Origin of the sequence: Paenibacillus sp. J23TS9 (assembly GCF_018403225.1) — a bacterium.
GTDB lineage: Bacteria > Bacillota > Bacilli > Paenibacillales > Paenibacillaceae > Paenibacillus_AQ.
Genome location: NZ_BOSG01000001.1, coordinates 2,703,076 through 2,723,078, shown reverse-complemented (window position 1 = coordinate 2,723,078; position 20,003 = coordinate 2,703,076). Strand labels below are relative to the sequence as shown.

At 49.1% G+C, this 20,003-nt stretch carries 22 protein-coding genes; 19 read left to right on the top strand and 3 right to left on the bottom strand.

Annotation, left to right across the window (positions count from 1 at the left end; all coding sequences use genetic code 11):
* Positions 1–42 precede the first annotated feature (42 nt).
* Entirely contained in the window at positions 43–645 is a 603-nt protein-coding gene (locus KJS65_RS12870) for a TetR/AcrR family transcriptional regulator (RefSeq protein ID WP_213650141.1), read from the bottom strand.
* Positions 646–813: 168 nt separating this feature from the next.
* Between KJS65_RS12870 and KJS65_RS12865 the strand changes: the two genes are divergently transcribed.
* From KJS65_RS12865 to KJS65_RS12785, 17 genes are all read left to right on the top strand, one after another.
* Positions 814–1,698, top strand: a complete 885-nt coding sequence (locus KJS65_RS12865; protein ID WP_213650140.1) for an ABC transporter ATP-binding protein — start codon at positions 814–816, stop codon at positions 1,696–1,698.
* Position 1,699: 1 nt separating this feature from the next.
* Entirely contained in the window at positions 1,700–2,512 is an 813-nt protein-coding gene (locus tag KJS65_RS12860) for an ABC transporter permease subunit (RefSeq protein ID WP_213650139.1), read from the top strand.
* A 47-nt stretch (positions 2,513–2,559) separates the two neighbouring features.
* Positions 2,560–3,303, top strand: a complete 744-nt coding sequence (locus KJS65_RS12855; RefSeq protein WP_213650138.1) for a nucleotidyltransferase family protein — start codon at positions 2,560–2,562, stop codon at positions 3,301–3,303.
* A gap of 94 nt (positions 3,304–3,397) precedes the next feature.
* A complete protein-coding gene (locus KJS65_RS12850; RefSeq protein WP_213650137.1) occupies positions 3,398–3,859 on the top strand; it encodes a DinB family protein in 462 nt (153 codons plus the stop codon).
* A complete protein-coding gene (locus tag KJS65_RS12845; protein WP_213650136.1) occupies positions 3,856–4,392 on the top strand; it encodes a GNAT family N-acetyltransferase in 537 nt (178 codons plus the stop codon). The genes KJS65_RS12850 and KJS65_RS12845 overlap by 4 nt, the downstream gene beginning before the upstream one ends.
* Positions 4,393–4,630: 238 nt before the next feature.
* Positions 4,631–6,751: a glycosyltransferase family 39 protein gene (locus KJS65_RS12840; protein WP_374706184.1), complete on the top strand. Its 2,121-nt coding sequence runs from the start codon at positions 4,631–4,633 to the stop codon at positions 6,749–6,751.
* 5 nt (positions 6,752–6,756) lie between these two features.
* Complete coding sequence (locus tag KJS65_RS12835) at positions 6,757–7,728, top strand: glycosyltransferase family 2 protein (RefSeq protein ID WP_374706158.1); 972 nt, start codon at positions 6,757–6,759, stop codon at positions 7,726–7,728.
* A 7-nt stretch (positions 7,729–7,735) separates the two neighbouring features.
* Positions 7,736–8,614, top strand: a complete 879-nt coding sequence (gene galU / locus KJS65_RS12830; protein WP_213650134.1) for a UTP--glucose-1-phosphate uridylyltransferase GalU — start codon at positions 7,736–7,738, stop codon at positions 8,612–8,614.
* Between the two features lie 118 nt (positions 8,615–8,732).
* Complete coding sequence (locus tag KJS65_RS12825; protein ID WP_213650133.1) at positions 8,733–9,671, top strand: GNAT family N-acetyltransferase; 939 nt, start codon at positions 8,733–8,735, stop codon at positions 9,669–9,671.
* Positions 9,672–9,855: 184 nt separating this feature from the next.
* Entirely contained in the window at positions 9,856–11,664 is a 1,809-nt protein-coding gene (locus KJS65_RS12820; RefSeq protein WP_374706183.1) for an anaerobic ribonucleoside triphosphate reductase, read from the top strand.
* A 71-nt stretch (positions 11,665–11,735) separates the two neighbouring features.
* The gene (gene nrdG, locus KJS65_RS12815; RefSeq protein WP_374706157.1) at positions 11,736–12,215 is read left to right on the top strand and encodes an anaerobic ribonucleoside-triphosphate reductase activating protein; all 480 of its coding nucleotides are present in this window, start codon (positions 11,736–11,738) and stop codon (positions 12,213–12,215) included.
* A 249-nt stretch (positions 12,216–12,464) separates the two neighbouring features.
* The gene (locus KJS65_RS12810; protein WP_213650132.1) at positions 12,465–13,382 is read left to right on the top strand and encodes an EamA family transporter; all 918 of its coding nucleotides are present in this window, start codon (positions 12,465–12,467) and stop codon (positions 13,380–13,382) included.
* A 223-nt stretch (positions 13,383–13,605) separates the two neighbouring features.
* Positions 13,606–14,130: a GNAT family N-acetyltransferase gene (locus KJS65_RS12805; protein ID WP_213650131.1), complete on the top strand. Its 525-nt coding sequence runs from the start codon at positions 13,606–13,608 to the stop codon at positions 14,128–14,130.
* A 21-nt stretch (positions 14,131–14,151) separates the two neighbouring features.
* A complete protein-coding gene (locus tag KJS65_RS12800; RefSeq protein ID WP_213650130.1) occupies positions 14,152–14,604 on the top strand; it encodes a hypothetical protein in 453 nt (150 codons plus the stop codon).
* Positions 14,605–14,615: 11 nt separating this feature from the next.
* Positions 14,616–15,293, top strand: coding sequence for an HAD family hydrolase (locus tag KJS65_RS12795; protein ID WP_213650129.1), 678 nt, complete (start codon positions 14,616–14,618; stop codon positions 15,291–15,293).
* Between the two features lie 245 nt (positions 15,294–15,538).
* On the top strand, positions 15,539–16,213 hold the full coding sequence (gene rpiA / locus KJS65_RS12790) for a ribose-5-phosphate isomerase RpiA (protein WP_213650128.1): 675 nt from the start codon (positions 15,539–15,541) through the stop codon (positions 16,211–16,213).
* A 102-nt stretch (positions 16,214–16,315) separates the two neighbouring features.
* On the top strand, positions 16,316–16,783 hold the full coding sequence (locus KJS65_RS12785) for a MarR family winged helix-turn-helix transcriptional regulator (RefSeq protein ID WP_213650127.1): 468 nt from the start codon (positions 16,316–16,318) through the stop codon (positions 16,781–16,783).
* A gap of 95 nt (positions 16,784–16,878) precedes the next feature.
* Here KJS65_RS12785 and KJS65_RS12780 read toward each other — a convergent pair whose 3' ends face one another.
* Complete coding sequence (locus KJS65_RS12780; RefSeq protein ID WP_213650126.1) at positions 16,879–17,178, bottom strand: hypothetical protein; 300 nt, start codon at positions 17,176–17,178, stop codon at positions 16,879–16,881.
* Between the two features lie 20 nt (positions 17,179–17,198).
* Complete coding sequence (locus tag KJS65_RS12775; protein WP_213650125.1) at positions 17,199–18,053, bottom strand: helix-turn-helix transcriptional regulator; 855 nt, start codon at positions 18,051–18,053, stop codon at positions 17,199–17,201.
* A gap of 143 nt (positions 18,054–18,196) precedes the next feature.
* Between KJS65_RS12775 and fabF the strand changes: the two genes are divergently transcribed.
* The gene (gene fabF, locus KJS65_RS12770) at positions 18,197–19,435 is read left to right on the top strand and encodes a beta-ketoacyl-ACP synthase II (protein ID WP_213650124.1); all 1,239 of its coding nucleotides are present in this window, start codon (positions 18,197–18,199) and stop codon (positions 19,433–19,435) included.
* Between the two features lie 162 nt (positions 19,436–19,597).
* A complete protein-coding gene (locus KJS65_RS12765) occupies positions 19,598–19,987 on the top strand; it encodes a zinc ribbon domain-containing protein (RefSeq protein WP_213650123.1) in 390 nt (129 codons plus the stop codon).
* The last annotated feature ends 16 nt before the right edge of the window (positions 19,988–20,003 follow it).

Genomic DNA, 20,003 nt, shown 5'->3' with positions numbered 1-20,003 from the left:
CAATGAAAATACTAAATTAACATAGTTTTAACAATCTGTTAATCACTTTTGGGACTCTGGACCACAAATACCATAAAAAAATACCTGAACCATCTCTTCAACAAGCTTATCCTGGTTGGCACTATACTGGGTTGACTCCAGCAGACGGTGGGAAGAGTCGTTCAGCATATTTAGATATAAAATCACCGTTTCAGTGGAGATGCCTTCCGAAATTTCTCCGCTCGCTTTGCTTTTGGTAATGAGCTCGACCATCATGGGGACGCCCCGTTCCTCATAATTTTGTTGTACGAAATCCCGTATTTCCGGATCATCCTGCATCAGCTCCGCAATCACAGATGGATGAAAGGAGTGGGAGGTTTGCTTCTTTTGGAAAATAATATACTCAATCTTTTCTTTCAATGAAGAATTCCCGCGAACAACCTCTTCAAATTCGTCCATATTCTTTTGAAAGTAATCCCGGAATACCTCACGGATCAAGGCTTCCTTGCTGCCAAAATAATTATATATGGTCACCTGGGAGACTCCGGCTTCCCCGGCGATGTCTGCGATACGGATTTGCTTCACACTGCATGTTGAAAGCATCTTCAGCGTGTTCTCCTTGATTCTATCCTTAATCTCCTGTGCCCTGCGTTCAAAACCATTCATTTAGCTGTCAACTCCATCTCACGGCACCTGCCGGCTAATAATGAAATTATATCATAACGATATTTCATAATTCTATTGACGAGGTAAATCCTCCGGCGTATGATCTATTTATGAAATATTTATCATATTATATTTCATAATTATGTTCCCAAGCGGGAGGCGCAGAGCATGCTTACAGTGTCTCATGTAACAAAGGTATTTCCGGGCGGTAAAGGGATATTTGATGTATCGTTTACCGTTGAGAAAGGGGAAGTGTTCGGATTCCTCGGACCAAATGGTGCGGGTAAATCAACGACGATCCGCCACATTATGGGCTTCATGAAGCCAGCGAAGGGTTACGTCCAGATTAAGGGTTATGATACATGGAAGGATCAAGGTCAATTTCAAAAGCAGATCGGTTACTTGCCCGGAGAAATTGCTTTTATGGAGGGAATGACCGGGAAGTCTTTTCTGGATTTTATGTCGAGTTTGCGGGGAGGCGTGAATCAGCAGCGCAGAGCCGAACTCGTGAAAAGGCTGCAGTTCGATGACCGCACACCCATTCGTAAAATGTCCAAGGGCATGAAGCAAAAGGTGGGGATCGTGGCTGCATTCATGCATGAGCCTGAAGTTATTATTTTGGATGAGCCAACGTCAGGATTGGACCCGCTGATGCAGAAGGTGTTCATCGAGCTGGTTCTCGAGGAAAAGGCGAAAGGAACCACATTTTTGATGTCATCGCATAGTTTCCCTGAAATTGAACGTACCTGTGACCGGGCGGCCATCATTAAGGATGGAAGAATCATCGCCGTCAAGAACATTCATGAACTGCAGGCGGTTCAGCGGAAGCTGTTTGAGGTGACTTTTGTGAATGAAGCAGATCGGGATGCTTTTCTCGGCAGTGGTCTGAGGATCGACTCCTTTAAAGATAAACAGGTACGTGTCTCCGTTCAGGGGGATTATGACCGTTTCACGCAAGAGGCTGCCAAATACCGGATTCGGAGCATCGATGTGTTTACGCTGAATCTGGAGGATATTTTTATGGATTACTACGACCGGGAAGGGAGAGACTGACATGAATATGCCTTTATACGGACAAATGCTGAAAAACCATATGCGGACGATGACGAGCTACGCGTTTGGATCGGCTTTCTATATTTTGCTGATGTTCTGGATATACCCGAGCATGGCTACGCAGTCAGAGAGCCTGAACGCGCTCATTGAATCCATGCCTGAGGGACTTGGCAGGGCGTTTGGTTTGGAAAATGGCTTTGGGAGCATTGACGCTTTCATTTCTGGCGAATATTACGGGCTGTTGTTCATTCTGATACTCTCTATATTCAGCATCATGACTTCCACCCAGCTCATGGCACGCCTCGTTGATCAAGGATCGATGGGCTACCTGCTGTCTGCGCCTACGACCCGTATTAAGGTGGCTGTAACGCAGGCTGTTGTCCTGCTTACAGGCTTGCTGATGATTACGTTGGTGACTACCTTGGCGGGATATGGAGGATATGCCTGGTTCATTGGAAATTTAAGCGATTTTGACTCCAATGGCTTTTTGCTGCTGAACCTCGGTGCGTTTCTGCTCTTTTTCGCCGTATGCGGCATCAGTTTTCTCATCTCTGCCGTCTCGAATGATGAGAAAAGGGCACTGGGCACAGCCGGTATCGTGGTATTCGGCTTTTTCAGCTTGAACCTGGTGGGTAAGATCAGCGATCAATTGTCATGGATGCAGCATATTTCCTTGTTTTCGCTCTTTAATCCTGCCGGTATTGTCAAAGGTACGGTGAGCTGGACTCCGGTTGTCATTATTTTGCTTGCCATCGGAATGGCAGGGTTTATTGCAGGAATAACTATATTCAGAAAAAGGAGCTTGCTGCTGTAAATCAAGCTATACTAGGGAGCAGGAGAACTATTGTACAGGAGGCCCCTATGAAAGCACTCATTCTAACCGCGGGTTACGCGACAAGGCTCTATCCGCTGACCCGTGACATGCCGAAATCCCTGCTCCCTTTAGGTGATGGAACCATTTTGGACCTGATCATACGGAAGATGGAAGTTGTGGCTTCTATTTCGGAAATCATCATTGTGTCCAATGCCAAATTTTATACAGCGTTTGAGGAATGGGCTAAATCCCGGTCATTCCGCAAGGCCGTCAAGATCATCAATGATGGCTCTACGTCAGAACTTAACCGGCTGGGAGCCATCGGCGACATTCAGTTTGCGATTGAAAGCGAAGGAATTGAGGAAGATTTGCTGGTTGCCGCCGGTGATAACGTATTTACGTTTGATTTAACCTCATATGTGGATTTTTTTCTGGAGCAGCAGAAGGACTGTATCCTTGTCCAGCGCTTGCAGAATATCCATGAACTGAAAAGAGTAGGTGTGGTGGAGCTTGATGATTCGCAGCGGGTGTTGTCTTTTGAGGAAAAGCCTGAGTATCCCAAGACCGATATCGGGGTATTTGCTGTCTACTTGTACCGGAAAGAGACACTGGCTTTATTCAGGGAATATTTGCTCGCGGGGCATCATTCGGACGCACCCGGGTATTTTCCCGAATGGTTGTCCCGTGTGAAAGAGCTGAAGGCTTATTTCGCGGAGGGTGTCAGCTATGATATGGGCACACACGAAGCTTACCGGCACCTGCAGGAGCTGGTGAAAAGCAAATGGTTATAGGCAAACAAACGTTCTTGTTTTGCATAGAGTGAAATGGTATAATTAGGAATGAATTGAGACATACCATTTTGGAAGATATAAAGGAGAATCTTTAATGAATACGAAGCAGGAAAAGCTGGAAGCCTTTGCCGAACTTATCGGATTCGCCGAGTCGCTGGAACGTTTATCAGAGGAGCAATGGTCGGGCCCGATTGCAGAAGGAAAATGGTCGCCGCGCGACATTATCAGCCACATCATGCTGTGGGACAAATACTTTCTGGAGCATGCAGTCCGTCCAATGGCCGAGCATCAGCCGCTGACCCTGAAGAACCTGGATTTTGACGAATTCAACCGCAATGCGGCAGACTATGGGTTAACGCAGAGCAAGCCGTTTTTGATTGGCGAGACCGTGAGGATGCGCAGGCAGCTGCTTGAACTTATGCAAAGCATTCCGGAGACGGAATACAGCCACAAGCATGACGGGATCATGTCCATTGACGAGTATCTTGTGGATTTTTATGAGCATGACCGGCATCATATGGCACAGATCAACACATACATAGCAGGTCTATCATGAATATATTCAAACAAGGGGAACTGGCAGTCAGATCCCTAAGGGAAGAGGATGCCGCACTGCTTTTGAAATGGCTCAGCGACTCGCGCGTTCTGGAATTTTATGGAGGTCGTGACCGGCCTTATGATATGCAGCTGGTGTTCGAGCATTTTTACCGGGAAGATAGTGATTCTGTCCGTAACATCGTTGTATACCAGGATGTGCCTATCGGGTATATTCAATATTATGAGATTGAGGCAGAGGAGCGGGTGCTCTATGGATATGAGGAGCCCCTGGAACGAATCTTCGGAATGGACCAGTTTATCGGCGAGCCCGGCTGCTGGGACCGGGGGATCGGTACAGCGCTGATTCAAGCGATGGTATCATACCTGCATGAGGAAATGCAGGCAGAGCGGATTGTGATGGATCCGCAGACATGGAATCATCGTGCGATCCATGTATATGAGAAATGCGGTTTTGTGAAGAAAAGGCTGCTGCCACAGCATGAGTGGCATGAAGGTGCCTACCGGGACTGCTGGCTGATTGAGCTCGCGTGAAGCCGCCGAAGCAGGATAAACACCATAAAGGGTTGTTCCTAAAGGTCAGATATAATGACTTTGGAACAGCCCTTTTTTTATAAGATACTTTCCTTGCATGAATCAATCTGCCAGCCGGATCGTTAAAATGAATCTATTTTAATGCGCTTGTTTAAGGTTCGGTTAAGTTTGGGCTCTCATAATAACCTCCATAAGGAATCCATACACCGAATATGGAGACAGGAGGAAGCCCATGGGCATCACTAAATCTAAAAATAGAATCGATGTCGTTCTTGTTATTGCGATTTTACTCGCCGTATTTTTCAGCGTATTCGGAATTTGGGACGACCAGTATGTGAATGCCTACTATACATCTGCAGTTAAAAGCATGCTTCAGAGCTTTCATAATTTCTTTTATGCATCGTTTGATCCCGGGGGCTACGTCACGGTGGACAAACCGCCCGTTGCTTTCTGGCTGCAGACGATCAGCGCCATGATTTTCGGCTTACATGGCTGGAGCGTTATTTTGCCGCAGGCTCTGGCCTATATTGGATCAACGCTTTTGGTCTATTTTCTTGTTAAACCGACGTTTAGTATCTGGGCAGCTAGATTAGCCAGCCTTGCCATGGCTTGCACGCCGGTGGCTGCGGCCGTGGCCAGAACTAATAATGTTGACAGCTTGCTTGTGTTCACACTGCTGCTTGGCACATGGATGCTCTTCCAGGGGATACGGCTGAAGAAGGCCTGGTGGATTCTGGGAGCTTTCGCCATGATTGGTGTAGGCTTCAATATTAAGATGCTGCAAGCCTATATGGTGGTTCCGGCCTTTTACCTGTTCTATCTGCTGGCCTTCAAAACCGGCTGGAAGAAAAAGTGGATTACGCTAGCGGGGGCGACGATTACGCTGGTGGTAGTGTCGGTTTCCTGGGCCGTGGTTGTCGATTCTGTTCCAGCAGCAGATCGGCCTTATATCGGCAGCAGCCAGACCAATTCCGTATTGGAACTTGCCTTCGGGTATAACGGAGTATCGCGGCTGACCGGAAACCGGGGAACAGGCGGGGGTAATCCGGGAGCAGGGGGAATGGATTTCAGGCAAAATGCCCGCACTGAGCAAAGTAGTACGGACAGAGGCCGTCAGATCGGCAGCAGCGGATCGGAACAGGTTCCTAGCAACAGCTCCAGCGGCAATGCACCAAGCGGTAGATCCGATGGAAATGCATCTGCCGGGTCTGGCTTTAATGGGAACGCACCAGGTGGCTCCTTCCCTGGAGGACAGGGCGGCGGATTGCCGCCAGGCATGAATGGACGCAGCGGCGGCGGTGGCGGAATGTTCAATACCGGCACACCTGGCGTATTTCGTCTCTTCCAGCAGGAATTGTCGGGACAGGCAAGCTGGATGCTTCCTTTTGCCCTGATGGGCAGCGTTGGACTCCTCGCAGGCTGGCGCTGGCGTAAAAGTATGACCGATGGCCAGAAGGAGACTCTGTTCTGGCTGGCCTGGCTGATCCCGGTCATGGGATTCTTCAGCATCGCCGGATTTTTCCATCAGTATTACCTGGTCATGATGGGGCCGCCGATTGCGGCGCTTACCGGTGCTGGCTGGAGCCGGATGTGGAAGGACTACCGGAACGCCGACGGATGGAAAAGCTGGATGCTTCCGGCAGCTGTGATCGTTGCGACAGGCTTTGAAGCCTTTATCCTTCGATCGTACACGAGTCAAATCGGCTCAGCACTGACAATCATCGCTCTGGTAACAGGGGTTGGATCAGCAACACTTCTGGCAGTTTTACGGAATAAGGAAGGCAGAACTTTAACCTTGGCAGTCATTGGACTTATCGTACTCTTGATTGCTCCGGCTTATTGGTCTGCGACACCGATCATTTATGGGCAATCCAGCCAGCTGCCGGCCGCAGGCCCTGGAGAATCGAGTGGCGGGGGGCGCATGAACGGAACGGTGAATGAAAGCCTGCTAAGTTATGTCACTCAGAATAATACCGGGGAAAAATATCTCTTTGCTACAAGCAGCGCGATGACGGCAGCTCCTTATATTATCCGTACCGGCAATGCGGTTATGGCAATGGGCGGTTATTCCGGTTCAGATCCGATTTTGACGTTGGATGGTGTTAAAAAGCTGGTTCAGGAAGGGAAAGTCAAATTCTTTCTTCTATCTGGTCAAGGGGGCATGGGACGTGGTGAAAGCTCGGAGGTAACCGAGTGGATCAAGGCGAATGCGACCGAAGTGCCGCAGGAGGATTGGCAGGGCAGCTCGGAAAGCAGCCAATCGGGATCAGGCAAAAGCTCCGGCGATGGTTCATTCCGGGGCGGTATGGAAGGCAGTACAACACTTTATGAAATCCAATCAGAAGCGAAAGGAGAGTGAGTCCGGTGATTCATTTAAGCGCGGTCCGATATTCTGTCGTTATTCCGGTGTATAACGAGGAAGAGGTTATACAGGAAACGTATTGGCGCTTAAAAAACGTCATGGACTCGACCGGTGAGAGTTATGAGCTGCTCTTTGTTAATGACGGCAGCCGAGACAGAACTGCTGAGCTGATTCTGGGCATCGGGGAGAAGGATCCGAGTGTCACGCTCATCCAGTTTTCCCGCAATTTCGGACACCAGGTGGCGATTACCGCCGGTATGGATTATGCCAAGGGTGAAGCGGTAATCGTGATTGATGCCGATCTGCAGGACCCTCCTGAGCTGATGCTTGAGATGATCGCCAAGTGGAAGGAAGGCTATGACGTCGTCTATGCCAAGCGTTCGGAACGTAAAGGGGAGTCACTGTTCAAACGGCAGACGGCGAGCATTTTTTACCGCGTTTTAAAGCGGATGACCGAGATTGATATTCCGCTGGATACGGGGGATTTCAGACTCCTGGACCGGAAAGTTTGCGATGAAATGAGGCGGCTGCCGGAGAAGAACCGCTATGTGCGGGGATTGGTCAGCTGGGTAGGTTTCCGGCAGACGGCAGTGGAGTATGTACGGGATGAACGATATGCGGGTGAATCCAAATATCCGTTGAAGAAAATGCTGAAGTTGTCCATGGACGGAATGACGTCCTTCTCCTCCAAACCCTTGAAGGCAGCAGGAATTATGGGCATTTTGATAGCTGCCGCCGGCTTCATCTACTTATTGGTGGTGCTGATTGAAAAATGGTTCACTGACGTTACGGTACCCGGGTGGTCATCACTCATCGCCCTTCAGATCTTATTCAGCGGCTGTATTCTGATGTTTCTCGGCGTGATCGGCGAATATTTGGGACGTATATACGATGAGGTCAAACAACGGCCGCTCTATATCGTCAGCGCCGTCCACACCAAAAAGCCTGAGGACCAGCAAGTGTTAAGGAGATGAGCAGCTTATGAAAATCAGAAAAGCAATAATACCCGCGGCAGGTCTTGGAACCCGGTTCCTTCCGGCAACGAAAGCACAGCCCAAGGAAATGCTTCCGATTGTCGACAAGCCTGCCATTCAATATATCGTTGAGGAAGCCGTTGAGGCAGGCATTGAAAACATCCTTATTGTAACGGGCCGAAACAAGAAATCGATCGAGGATCATTTTGACCGTTCCGTTGAACTGGAGCAGCTGCTTGCTGAGAAAGGCAAATGGGATCTGCTCAGTGAAGTGATGAATATCAGTGAAATGGTGAACATCCATTATATCCGCCAAAAGGAACCGCTTGGGCTGGGCCATGCCATTTTATGCGCCCGGCAGTTTATCGATAATGAACCTTTTGCCGTATTGCTGGGGGATGATATTATGATGTCGGACCCTCCCGCGCTCAAACAGATGATGCATGCGTATGAAAAGCACGAGAAGCAGATTGTAGGCGTTCAGAGGGTACCCCGCAGCGAAACGGGCAAATACGGCATTATTACGTATGATAAGTACGGAGACCGGATTTACCAGGTCACAGATCTTGTGGAAAAGCCGGATCCGGCTGAAGCTCCAAGTGATATTGCGGTGATGGGCAGATACATTCTGAATCCTTCCATTTTCCCTGAACTCGAAAAAATCGAGAAAGGCACGGGCGGAGAGTATCAGCTGACCGACGCCCTGCGCAGATTAGTTAGCAGCGAAGGAATTTGCGCACTGGAGCTTGAAGGTAAGCGGTTTGATATCGGTGACAAAATCGGCTACGTTCATGCAGTATTGGAAATGAGCTTGCAGCGTGAGGAACTGCGTTTGCCGGTGCTCAATTATTTATCCGATTTGATGGAACGGCAAGAATTTAAATAAGATGTAAGTGAAATATACAAAAGCTCCGGAGATTCTCCGGGGCTTCTTGGCATGAAACCGGACAGCCGGATCGTAAACTGTTAATGGAAACATATATTTAGGCAAGAGGAGGTCCAGCATGAAAAGAGAGGACCAGCTTGGAGATTCGCCAAGACTCGAACTAACGGAATCACTTCATTTATGCAGGGCGGTATCTGCAGAGTGGGAGAGGTACTGCTCCGTTTATTATCATCAGGCTGTGATTGGTTTCTTCCGGCAGGCAGGCTTCCCATCCCTCCTTCCTGCGGGATTCATACCCTTTTGGATTGAAAGCGATGGAGTGCTTGCAGGAGGTGCGGCAATTTCTTCAGGCGCCATCCACTACCTATTCGCCATTCCGCCTTTTCACATGGATTCGGGGCTGGTCAAGCAGCTTACCCATTCGATACGCCAGCTTGCAGGAGGAGACCAGACATTTCATGCTTATGAGATTCTATCGGATCAAGAGGATGTCTATATCAGAGCTGGATTTCGTCCCGACCCTCATCGATTCCGCTGGATGCAGCGGCCTGCTGCCGTATTCAACCATTTTTTCAATGATAATATAACGTTCCGCTCTCTGGAGACTTTTGAGGAGAATGGCGAGCGCAGGCTTCTTCTGGAGCGCGAAATCGGATTGTTCCTGTTCAAATATGCTGACGAAGGAGCAGGAGGAGCGCAGGAGGTATTTCCCTTTGCAGAGGTACTGATCAAGCTACGGCAGTATGCAGCTGGCAGCTCGGAGGATGTCCTGGCGGCTTCAAGTCTTGTATATGATGCCAGTACACGAGCATTAATCGGCGTATGTCTTATCGGTCTAGAGGGCTGCTGCCCGTCCATTAAGGAGCTCGCCGTACTGCCGTCATACAGAAATAGGGGCCTGGCAACAGGTATGCTGCGGAGGGCACTTACCATTTTGAAAAAGCGAGATGAGCCTTTATTACGTATCAGGGTCATGCATGGACATCCGCTTGAAGCCTTGTGTAATCAGCTTGGTTTTATGCCCGGTCCCTTGTTTTCCTCTATGAAGGCAAACTAACCCCTGAGCATGGGAGAAGTTTTCTTTTTATGCTGTGACAATATATATAGTGCCAATTATGATATTTTAATACTATATATAGTGTTGTAAGGCGTTGTCGCCTTGCATGAACACGGTGAAGGAGGAAATAATGATGAACGATTTAAACTCAGGAACCCGTCAGCTTTGGCATTCCTTTCATGATATGATCCACGCCAGCAACCTGGATTTGCTGCAGGAGAACGCCAACGTGGACGGAAAGTCACCGATGGGGTTGATGGGCAAATTCGGAAGCGAGAGTGCCAGGCTGTATGCGTATGACAATCTGTTGTCACCGGAAACAAGAGAGGCCATGGAGCAAAATATTCTCTACCCTCATGATCTTGATTTTTATGCGGCAGGGACGACGACTTGCTGTCAAATTCCACTTGGAAAGCTCCTGAGTGGAGGCTTTAACACCGGACACGGCCACATGCGCGAGCCCAAGGATATCAAGAGCGCTATGGCACTGTCGTCCATCATTTTGCAGGCAAATCAGAACCAACAGCATGGCGGACAGGCTTTTCCAATGTTGGATGCGGATCTTGCACCTTATGTTCAGAAAACCTATGATCAAAAGCTGCGTATGCTCGAGGAACTGCCTCTGGACGAAGATTTCGACCGTGAACAGGAAGCCTGGCGCATGACCGAACGGGATGTATACCAGGCATGCGAGGCTTTTATACATAATGCGAATTCCATGCATTCGCGCGGGGGTGGACAGGTTCCATTTATATCGGTCAATTACGGGACAGACACATCGGTATGCGGCAGAATGCTGATCAGGCAGCTTCTTCTGGCTACGCAGCGGGGGCTTGGGAATGGGGAAACGCCGATTTTTCCCATTCAAATATTCAAAGTGAAATCAGGCGTGAATTTCCAGCCGGATGATCCGAACTATGATTTGTACAAGCTGGCCCTGGAGACAACGGCACGCCGGATGTTTCCGAATTTCGCTTTTTTGGATACCGGGTTTAACAAGATGTACGATCTGGGGACGCGTGAAAGCGAGGTTTGTTATATGGGTTGCCGTACGCGCGTCATGGGGAATGTAAACGGAGAGGAAAACGCAATTGGGCGGGGAAACCTTTCCTTTACCACCATTAATTTGGTCCGACTGGCGCTGATATCCAGTTCTTCCGTAGAATTTGACCGGCTGCTCGAGGAGACCATGGATTCGGCAGTCAAACAGCTTCTTGAACGTTATGAGTACCAGGCCGGCAGGCAGGCAGGGAACTTTCGCTTTCTGTATTCACAGGGCGTATGGCGAGATGGAGAATATCTGCGGTCCCATGATCATTTGGAGGATGTACTCAGGCAGGGTACGCTGAGCATTGGATTTATCGGTTTAGCCGAAGCGCTGACTGCTCTTTACGGGGAGCATCACGGACAGAATGCCGAGCTTCAGCAGCGAGGGTTGGAAATAATCGGCATGATGCGCAAACGCATGGATCGCGAAATGGAGGAAAGAGGATTGAATTTCTCCCTTATTGCCACACCAGCCGAAGGATTATCCGGCAAATTTGTTAAAAAGGACCGGGATCAGTTTGGAAGCATACCCGGCGTAACTGACAGGGATTACTACACCAATTCATTCCATGTCCCGGTTTATTATTCCATCAAGGCAGCCGAGAAAATCAGCATAGAGGCGCCCTATCATGAGCTGTGCAATGCAGGTCATATCACCTATGTGGAGGTGGATGGGTCTGTCATTCATAACACGGCAGCCTTGGACCGAATCATCCGCTGCATGGCGGAAAATCAGATCGGGTACGGCTCTATCAATCATCCGGTTGATCGCTGCAAATCTTGCGGATATAACGGAATTATTGACCAGGATTGCCCGGTCTGCGGCGGTTCGGATGAGCAGATCGAACGAATCCGGCGCATTACCGGCTATTTGGTGGGGGACATGGAGAAATGGAATCCGGCCAAACGCGCGGAGGAAGCCGACCGTATCATACATGGAAAGTAAGGAGCGTGGAGCTTGTGATGGGCATGTGTGATAAAACTGCGTTCAAGCTAAACGAAAAGGGGGTGTGGATTATGGATATCGTCCATGATAGCGTGGTGGATGGGGAGGGTTTGCGTTCAGTTATTTTTTGCGCGGGCTGTTCGCATCACTGTGCAGGATGCCATAATCCGGAGTCCTGGAGTATGCGCAGCGGCAAACTCCGCAGCATCGGGGATATTGTACGTGAAGCCGGAAGCAACCCGCTCACAGATATCACACTATCCGGCGGAGATCCTTTCCTTCAGGCAGAAGGGATGAGTCAGGTCGCTATTGAGCTGAAGCGGCAGGGAAAACATATCTGGGCCTATACGGGGTATACCCTTGAAGAACTTCAGAGCAGCCTTGACGGTAATAAAAGGAAGCTGCTGGCCTGCTGCGATGTGCTCGTGGATGGAAGATTCGAGCTGCAGCAGCGGGATCTGTCCCTTCCTTTCCGCGGCAGCAGCAACCAACTCATTTGGGAAAACAAGTATGGCGCATGGAAGAAGCACGACTTATGCTGCTCTGCTTGATACCTGGCAGTTACTTTATTATGTTAACGTAGCTCATTGACGCTCGCTGAATAATGTTTTAGAATTTCATTTTGAAAGGTTCAAATCAACTTCGAGATAGCGCAGCACCCGTTTATAAACTCCGATTCGTTCGTGAGTGGCGAAATTTTAACGAAGGCTATATATGTCATCGGTTTCGTTCGCCCCCTGTCCTAACAGACGGGGGGCTTTTTGGTTGTTTGCGCAAAAACAGCTTCAGGAGGAATTAACTTGAACAAACTGAAATACTCGCTACTGATATTGATTGGAGCATGCAGTTATGGCGTGCTGTCCTCTATTATGAAGGTCGGCATGAATGAAGGCTTTACGGTCAGCCAGATGCTCGGCGGCCAATATGTTTTTGGCTGGCTGCTTCTGCTTCTGCTCATGCTTCTTTTTTCCCGGAAAAAGTTGGCTCCCAAGCAGTGGTTATCGCTGCTGGCAGTTGGAATCACCATGAGCGGAACGTCTGTCTTTTACGGTAAGGCTGTTGAGCGTTTGCCTGCATCGATTGCTGTTGTCCTGTTGTTTCAATTCACCTGGATTGGTGTTCTCATGGAAGCAGCAGCGGACCGCCGTATTCCAAGCCGAAGCAAAATTATATCCATTGTTATTCTGATTATGGGAACCTTGCTTGCAGGAGGCGTCATTGGTGAAAGCACCGGACCGCTGGATATGAAAGGTGTGGTGTACGGTCTTCTGGCCGCTTTTACGTTCGCGCTTTATATGTTTGTTAGTGGGCGTGTGGGAACGACGGTCCCTGTGTTTAATAAAAGCTTCTTTATGACGACGGGCTCAGGGGTCATTGTTTTATCCGTATTTTCTCCCGCCTTCTTGTGGGATGGCGCACTTGGAGCGGGACTATGGAAATATGCAGTCATCTTGGGCATCCTAGGGATTCTGATTCCTGTTCTGTTCTTCGCGATCGGAATGCCGAAGGTAGGGTCCGGGACGGGAGCCATTCTGGGAGCCGCCGAGCTGCCGGCTGCGGTTGTGGCATCGGTGCTTCTGGTCCATGAGCATGTAAGCAGCTTGCAATGGTTTGGGATTGTGCTTATTTTTATCGGCATTGCCGTTCCGCAAATCCGTTTTTCACGAAGAAAAAGGGTACCCGGTATCGAGCCTCAAGAAACACCCGCGCATCTTTAGTTTTTATTTCCGGATCGAGATTGATCTTCACGCTACAGGGTAATGTAACGGTGTAGACTTCTCTTCTTATTTCAGCCTCGGCCGCTTTAGCCGCAGGCTGTTTTTTTTGTATAATAGGATAAAGTGCGCGTACTGTACAATTGGAAAAAAAAGATGACTGAATTTCCAATATGAGGTAATCTAAGGGAGTTGAAATTCCAAGTATATGGGGGAAAATAGCAAAATGATCTTTAGACAGATGCAAGTCACCGAGTCCGGACTGCTCCGGCAAATCGACAGGTCGGAAACGATCGGTAAAATTTATAAAATGAATGACGGAGAACTTGAGGCAGTAGCGGCCGGACATGAATGCCCGACTTGGGATGAGGCACACTCGGTAGAATTAATTGAGCGTTTTGAAAAGGAGATTGCAGGCGGAGGCTTTGCCTACGGAGCTTTTGACGGTGAAACGCTTGCGGGCTTTGGAGTGCTTGGACACCGTTTCCGCGGTACCAATCTGGACCAGCTTCAAGTGGATCTGATGTATGTAAGCCGTTCATACCGAAGACAAGGTATTGGAACACGTATTATGATGGAACTTGGCAAGGAAGCGAAGGAACGCGGCGCATCCTATTTGTACATATCATCCACAGAGACGGAGTCGGCGGTTAACTTCTACATGTCCAGCGGCGGTGAAATTACCAGTCAGGTCGATGAAGAGCTGTTCCAGCTGGAACCCGAAGATATTCATATGTTGAAAAAGCTGTAACATGATCCAATGTTGATGTAATTGATAAATGAAATGGATGAAGGTGAAGAGTTGATTGTCTATATCGGATATGTATTGGGAGTATTGATTCTTGCAGCTTCCGGTATACTTGCCTGGAGAAATTCGAGGATTATAAAACATGACCGAAAAACAAAGGGGGCCATACCGGCAGTTTCCTCTTATACGGTACAGGTTACCCGCCAGTCTAAACTAGAGGAATCCGTCAATATGACTGCGCTCCTCGAAGCAACTTATCAGGAACCGGAAGGAATAGTGCGTGTCTGCTTGTGCCGGATGAATGGAACAGTCAGCGAGCTAAAGCTAAATCATGCCGTTCAGATCATGGAGCATACCTGTTCTGAATTCGCGGACAAAGGAGCAGCCCTCAACGTGGCTTCCTATCACAAAGCATTGCAAAATGAAGATGAAAAGTCAGCGCTAATCCGAATTGAGCAAGCTCTTCAGAAACAGTAGGGAGGTTCCACATGACAATTCATGTACAGCAAGGCGAGATCGATGGTGTGCTGTTTGATTTTGACGGGACGCTTGCGGATACGCTGCCTCTATCTTTTCACGCATTTAAGGAAGTATTCCGGAAGTATACAGGAAGAGATTATACCAATGAGGAGCTGGTAAGTCTCTTTGGTCCGACTGAAGATGGCATCATATCAGGCGTGTTAAAGGATGAATTTCTATCGGCTGAAGCCTGTGCTGCGTATTACCGTCTGTATGATGAGCACCATGAGGAAATGCTGAAGCTGTCCGCGGAAATCCGAATGATGCTGGAGGAGCTGGCGGAATATCATATTCCAATGGGGATCATTACAGGAAAAAGCCGCCGCAGTTTGGATATTTCACTCGATAAGCTCGGAATGAGGCATTATTTTGATGTTCAATTCGCGGGAGATGAGCTGAAGCGCCCGAAGCCGGACCGTGAAGGCATTGACCGGGCGATGGAAGCTCTCGGTATCCATCCGCAAGCAACCCTGTTCATTGGCGACAGTAATGCGGATATGACTGCTGGCCGGGCTGCGGGTACACGGATCGGTGGCGCTCATTGGTTTGAAGAGGTACAGAATGTATCCCTTACACCGGAGCCAGACTATCTCTTTCGCTCTCCAGCAGAAGTTGGATGGCTGGTATTGAAGAATAGAAGGGGTTAGAGATGCGGTATTGCCTAATCCTCATTACATATGATAGCTGCCACTCGGATCATTCATCACCCATTCGAGCATGCTGATCATGTCTTCCAATCGCAGCAGCTGCGCCGTCAAAGAATCATGCACTGTGCTGTCAGGACGTGCTGCTTCGAGTTGTCATCATATGTCTGATTATAGCAGGTTATAGGCAGGAACCATAACAATCCCTTGTGTATGAACTTAAATCTCATTAGAGGAGCGTGGAGTGGATGAACCTGAAACAACTGGCCGCGGAAAAAGCAGTGGAATATGTCAAGGACGGCATGAGCATTGGACTTGGAACAGGATCAACGGCTTATTGGGCAATCCGGAAGATAGGTGAGCGTGTCCGTGAAGGACTGAAGATTCAGGCAGTGGCAACCTCCAAGGCTTCGGAAAAGCTCGCGCAGGAGCAGGGTATTCCTTTAATCCCGTTTGACAGGCTTAAGGGACTTGACCTAACTATTGATGGTGCTGATGAGCTGGACCGGGAGCTTCACTTAATAAAGGGCGGCGGCGGGGCGCTGCTGCGGGAGAAGATTGTCGCTTTTCATAGTAAGGAATTGATCATTATTGCGGATGAAAGCAAATTCGTGGACAAGCTCGGCACTTTTCCGCTGCCAGTCGAGATCGTTCCTTTTGCAAAAGAATGGACGATGGCCTCACTGGAGGAGATGGGAGCGAGGCCCATGCTGAGAACGGAGGATGAGCATATTTTTGTGACGGATAACGGCAATTATATTGCTGACTGCCGTTTTGGTGCTATTGAGAATCCGAAGGAGCTTCACCGTGCGCTGCTGGCACTGCCGGGCGTAGTAGACAACGGTCTTTTTATCGGACTTGCGACCCGCGCCGTCATTGGTCGAAGTGACGGGACCGTGACTGTGGTGGAGAGCGAAGGATAAGTCAGAGAAGCCTTCATCCGGCGTTATAACATAATGGAGATTGACAATTTCGCAGCTTTAGATTATCTTTGCATTAAGATAGTACGTTTGGAGGTTTCCTGTATGGCAGATAAAACGAACAATGACGACATGTCCCTGGAATTATTTATTGTACTCGCACGCGCCTATAATTCGGTAGTAGCCCACTCCACCCGCGATATTCAAAGTCATGGTCTGAATACCACCGAATTTGGCGTGCTGGATCTGCTGTATCATAAAGGCCCGCAGCCTTTGCAAAAGATAGGGGAGAAGGTGCTGATCTCCAGCGGAAACATTACCTATGTAGCCGATAAGCTCCAGAAAAAAAATCTGCTTGTCCGAAAAGCATCCCCGGATGACCGCCGTGTAATATTCGCGGATTTGACGAATGAAGGCCGGGCATTCTTCGAGCAGATTTTCCCGCATCATCAGCAGGTGCTTGTTCATGCCGTCGAAGGCCTTAGTATGGATGAGAAGAAGCAGGCCGCAGAGCTTCTGAAAAAGCTGGGACTCTCCGCCGAAGAAAGCTTCAAGATGGGCCCCATCGATTAGAAATAGACAGTTTTCTATATTTGAGCATGTGCATCAAATCCAAAACAGCCCTGTGACCATCCAAGCGGATAACAGGGCTGTTTTTCGTATTTGTTCTATAGCTTGAAACGCTGCACCTGATCCTCTTGTCCTTCCTGGAACAGAATCTCCTTTTGCCTTGGTCCAATGAGATCAAAATGAGGAAAGGGATAGCGGTTGTGTATATAACGGGAGGGCAGATCATGCTGTTCACACCATAATATCAGACGCTGCAGATCCGAACATCCAACCTTGGTTACGGTCGTGATGCCGGGAAATCGCGGATCCAGCCAGTAATGGGTTAAATACGCGATTTCCCCCCGTTCGACTGTCTTTTTCCACTCATTAAGTTCCTGCCGGTTAATGCCAAACGCCATGGTTCATCCTCCCCAAGTTATTAGTTTACGGAATCCGCTGTTTTACTCATCAGCTGTTTGAGCTTGGCTTCTGTTGAAGAGCCTGCCGCAGGTGTATAAATACTGCAGCGGAGGTCAGCACTGCCCTGAACCTGCAACGAAGTCAAATCGAAAAGCATCTTTCCCATTTTGGCATGCCGGAATTCGATGACAACCTCGGGTGCGCTGCTCACCTGACAATGCTTCCATAAAGGCAGAAATTCATGATCAACCTGTTCCATTTCGCGTAAAAACTGTTCATACCAGGCATCCTCCACATATTGTCCGTAATAGGAGCGGAAAATGGAGAGAAAGCCCATCACAAAATGCTCCCAGTTAACGGCTAATCGGCGGAACTCCTTACGGGTAAAGAGGAGACGGATCATATTCCGCTGCTCTGCGGGAATCCGGTCGAATTCAAGAAATACATGGGATGCGGCCTGGTTCCATCCTACAATCTGACAGTGACGGTCGGAAATGATCGTAGGGCAGTAATGAAGCTCGTCCACAATTTTTTGCAAGGAAGCGCTGATCTGAGGTTCTTCCAGCTGAATCAGTCCCGCTCCAGAAGGAGCCTCCATGGCGAGTGAAAATAAATACTTCCTTTCATCAGAGGTCAGCCGGAGCGCCGAGGCGATACAATCCAGCACAGAGGATGATACATTGATATCCCTTCCTTGTTCCAGCCAGGTATACCAAGTATTGCTGACTCCAGCGAGCTGGGCAACTTCCTCTCTGCGAAGCCCGGGTGTGCGCCTGCGGCCTCCGGGGGGCAGGCCAACAGATTCTGGTTGGATTTTGGCGCGCTGGGATGTGAGAAAAGTGGAAAGCGCCTGTAAGCGGGTATCGCGGTTCATGAAATATGGCCACCTTTCCTTCTGAAAATAAACCGAATGCTCAGCATAGTATTCATTATACTAGGATAAACAACAACTTGTAATAGGATAACAGCTATGAAAAGATATTACCATATCAGAAATGTAAAGGGAGGAACAAGATTATGGAGAGAGTTGTGATTACAGGCACGGGGTTGGTCTCGCCGCTGGGCAACGATGTTTCAACCTTTTGGAATGCGATGCTGCAGGGAAAGTCAGGGATCTCACGGATTGATTCCTGGGATACTTCTCATATGAAAACGCATATGGCAGGTGTGGTACGTGATTTTGATGCGGACGGACGTTTCGGCAGAAAAGAGGCCCGGCGCATGGATCGCTTCTGCCATTTTGCAATGGCTGCAGCTGAAGATGCAATTCAGAATGCAGGTCTTGCTCTTGATCAGGTGGACAAAGAAAGAATGGGTGTATATGTCGGCTCCGGCATCGGTGGAATCTCCACATTGATGGAACAAGGAGAGCTGCTGCGCACACGGGGGGCATCCCGGATCAGCCCTCTGCTCGTGCCGATGATGATCTCCAATATGGCTGCTTCGATGATCAGCATCCATACAGGCGCGCAAGGCCCGACTCTTTCGCCGGTAACGGCATGTTCAATCGGCAATACGGCGATCGGGGAAGCGTTCAGGCTCATCCGCTCCGGCGGAGCCGATGTCATTATCGCGGGGGGAGCCGAAGCGGCAATCACGGAAATTTCGATGGCCAGCTTCGGGAATGCTACCGCACTCTCCACTTGGGATGGAGATCCTGCGCTGGCCAGCCGTCCTTTCGATGCAGGCCGTGAAGGTTTTGTAATGGCAGAAGGTGCCGGTATCCTTGTATTGGAGAGCTTGACCCATGCAAGAAAACGTGGAGCCCGTATTTATGCGGAGGTGACCGGATACGGTGCTTCATCCGATGCCTATCATATGGTTGCTTCCCATCCTGAAGGAAGAGGAGCATATCAGGCAATGAAGCTGGCGCTCCAGGAAGCGGGTGTTGAGCCTGAACAGGTGGATGTTATCAGTGCGCATGCGACGAGCACACAGGTTGGTGACCGTTCTGAAATGGTGGCCATCAAGAGGCTGTTTGGAGAAGATGCCTACCGTATCCCGGTAACGGCTAACAAATCAATGCTGGGTCATATGTTTGGAGCTGCCGGCGGAGCGGAAGCCATCGCGCTGGTACAGATGATTCAGGAAGGACGAATTCCTCCAACCATCAACCAGGAGGTGCGTGATCCGGAATGCGATCTGGATGTTGTACCGAACGTAGCCCGGGAGAAAGATATTAACATCGCCATATCCAATTCCTTTGGTTTTGGGGGACATAACGCCGTCATTGTCCTGCAGAAATTTAAGCAGTAGTGATACACCCCTCCTGCCAGACAAAGTCAATAATAGCTTTGGTCATTCTATTTTCATAAGGAAAGCATCTCTTATGAAGCAGTCTGTCTTCTGCGTTATTATACGGATATAGCTTTTTCTTATATAATAAAGGGAATGAATGGAAGTTGGGAGGGGAAACCAATGTCTGTGAAGATATGTCCTCACTGCGGCGAATCCAATCCGGAGACAGCCGAAATCTGCGGAGTATGCGGAGCTTCACTGAAGCAGGTCAGGACGGTTCAGACCTTGAAATCCAGCACGCGTCCGGACACGGAAGATAAAAAAATAGAAGCATCGAGCCACGAGTATTCTCAGCCTGTAACCCGCTTTTCGATCTTAAACGGATACGGCTGGCTTATGACGATGCTGTTGATAGCGACGATTCTGTATCCCTTTGTCGGAATGATCGTCGGTGGGGTTATAGCATTCAGCGAAGATAAGGACAAGCGTGAAACCGGAAAATTCATTCTGCTCGTCAGTTTGATTATTTGGGCGATCCGGGTGCTGTTTATTCCTTTATTGTCCCATTAAAATCTGGAAATTGGGT

What these genes read in the sequence shown, in the direction of transcription:
- KJS65_RS12785 (WP_213650127.1), top strand. Translation starts at nt 16,316, where the DNA reads ATGGCAGATAAAACGAACAATGACGACATGTCCCTGGAATTATTTATT.
- KJS65_RS12825 (WP_213650133.1), top strand. Translation starts at nt 8,733, where the DNA reads ATGAAAAGAGAGGACCAGCTTGGAGATTCGCCAAGACTCGAACTAACG.
- KJS65_RS12860 (WP_213650139.1), top strand. Translation starts at nt 1,700, where the DNA reads ATGAATATGCCTTTATACGGACAAATGCTGAAAAACCATATGCGGACG.
- KJS65_RS12805 (WP_213650131.1), top strand. Translation starts at nt 13,606, where the DNA reads ATGATCTTTAGACAGATGCAAGTCACCGAGTCCGGACTGCTCCGGCAA.
- galU (WP_213650134.1), top strand. Translation starts at nt 7,736, where the DNA reads ATGAAAATCAGAAAAGCAATAATACCCGCGGCAGGTCTTGGAACCCGG.
- rpiA (WP_213650128.1), top strand. Translation starts at nt 15,539, where the DNA reads ATGAACCTGAAACAACTGGCCGCGGAAAAAGCAGTGGAATATGTCAAG.
- KJS65_RS12850 (WP_213650137.1), top strand. Translation starts at nt 3,398, where the DNA reads ATGAATACGAAGCAGGAAAAGCTGGAAGCCTTTGCCGAACTTATCGGA.
- KJS65_RS12820 (WP_374706183.1), top strand. Translation starts at nt 9,856, where the DNA reads ATGATCCACGCCAGCAACCTGGATTTGCTGCAGGAGAACGCCAACGTG.
- KJS65_RS12870 (WP_213650141.1), bottom strand. Translation starts at nt 645, where the DNA reads ATGAATGGTTTTGAACGCAGGGCACAGGAGATTAAGGATAGAATCAAG.
- KJS65_RS12845 (WP_213650136.1), top strand. Translation starts at nt 3,856, where the DNA reads ATGAATATATTCAAACAAGGGGAACTGGCAGTCAGATCCCTAAGGGAA.
- KJS65_RS12855 (WP_213650138.1), top strand. Translation starts at nt 2,560, where the DNA reads ATGAAAGCACTCATTCTAACCGCGGGTTACGCGACAAGGCTCTATCCG.
- KJS65_RS12775 (WP_213650125.1), bottom strand. Translation starts at nt 18,053, where the DNA reads ATGAACCGCGATACCCGCTTACAGGCGCTTTCCACTTTTCTCACATCC.
- KJS65_RS12780 (WP_213650126.1), bottom strand. Translation starts at nt 17,178, where the DNA reads ATGGCGTTTGGCATTAACCGGCAGGAACTTAATGAGTGGAAAAAGACA.
- KJS65_RS12865 (WP_213650140.1), top strand. Translation starts at nt 814, where the DNA reads ATGCTTACAGTGTCTCATGTAACAAAGGTATTTCCGGGCGGTAAAGGG.
- KJS65_RS12765 (WP_213650123.1), top strand. Translation starts at nt 19,598, where the DNA reads ATGTCTGTGAAGATATGTCCTCACTGCGGCGAATCCAATCCGGAGACA.
- fabF (WP_213650124.1), top strand. Translation starts at nt 18,197, where the DNA reads ATGGAGAGAGTTGTGATTACAGGCACGGGGTTGGTCTCGCCGCTGGGC.
- KJS65_RS12795 (WP_213650129.1), top strand. Translation starts at nt 14,616, where the DNA reads ATGACAATTCATGTACAGCAAGGCGAGATCGATGGTGTGCTGTTTGAT.
- nrdG (WP_374706157.1), top strand. Translation starts at nt 11,736, where the DNA reads ATGGATATCGTCCATGATAGCGTGGTGGATGGGGAGGGTTTGCGTTCA.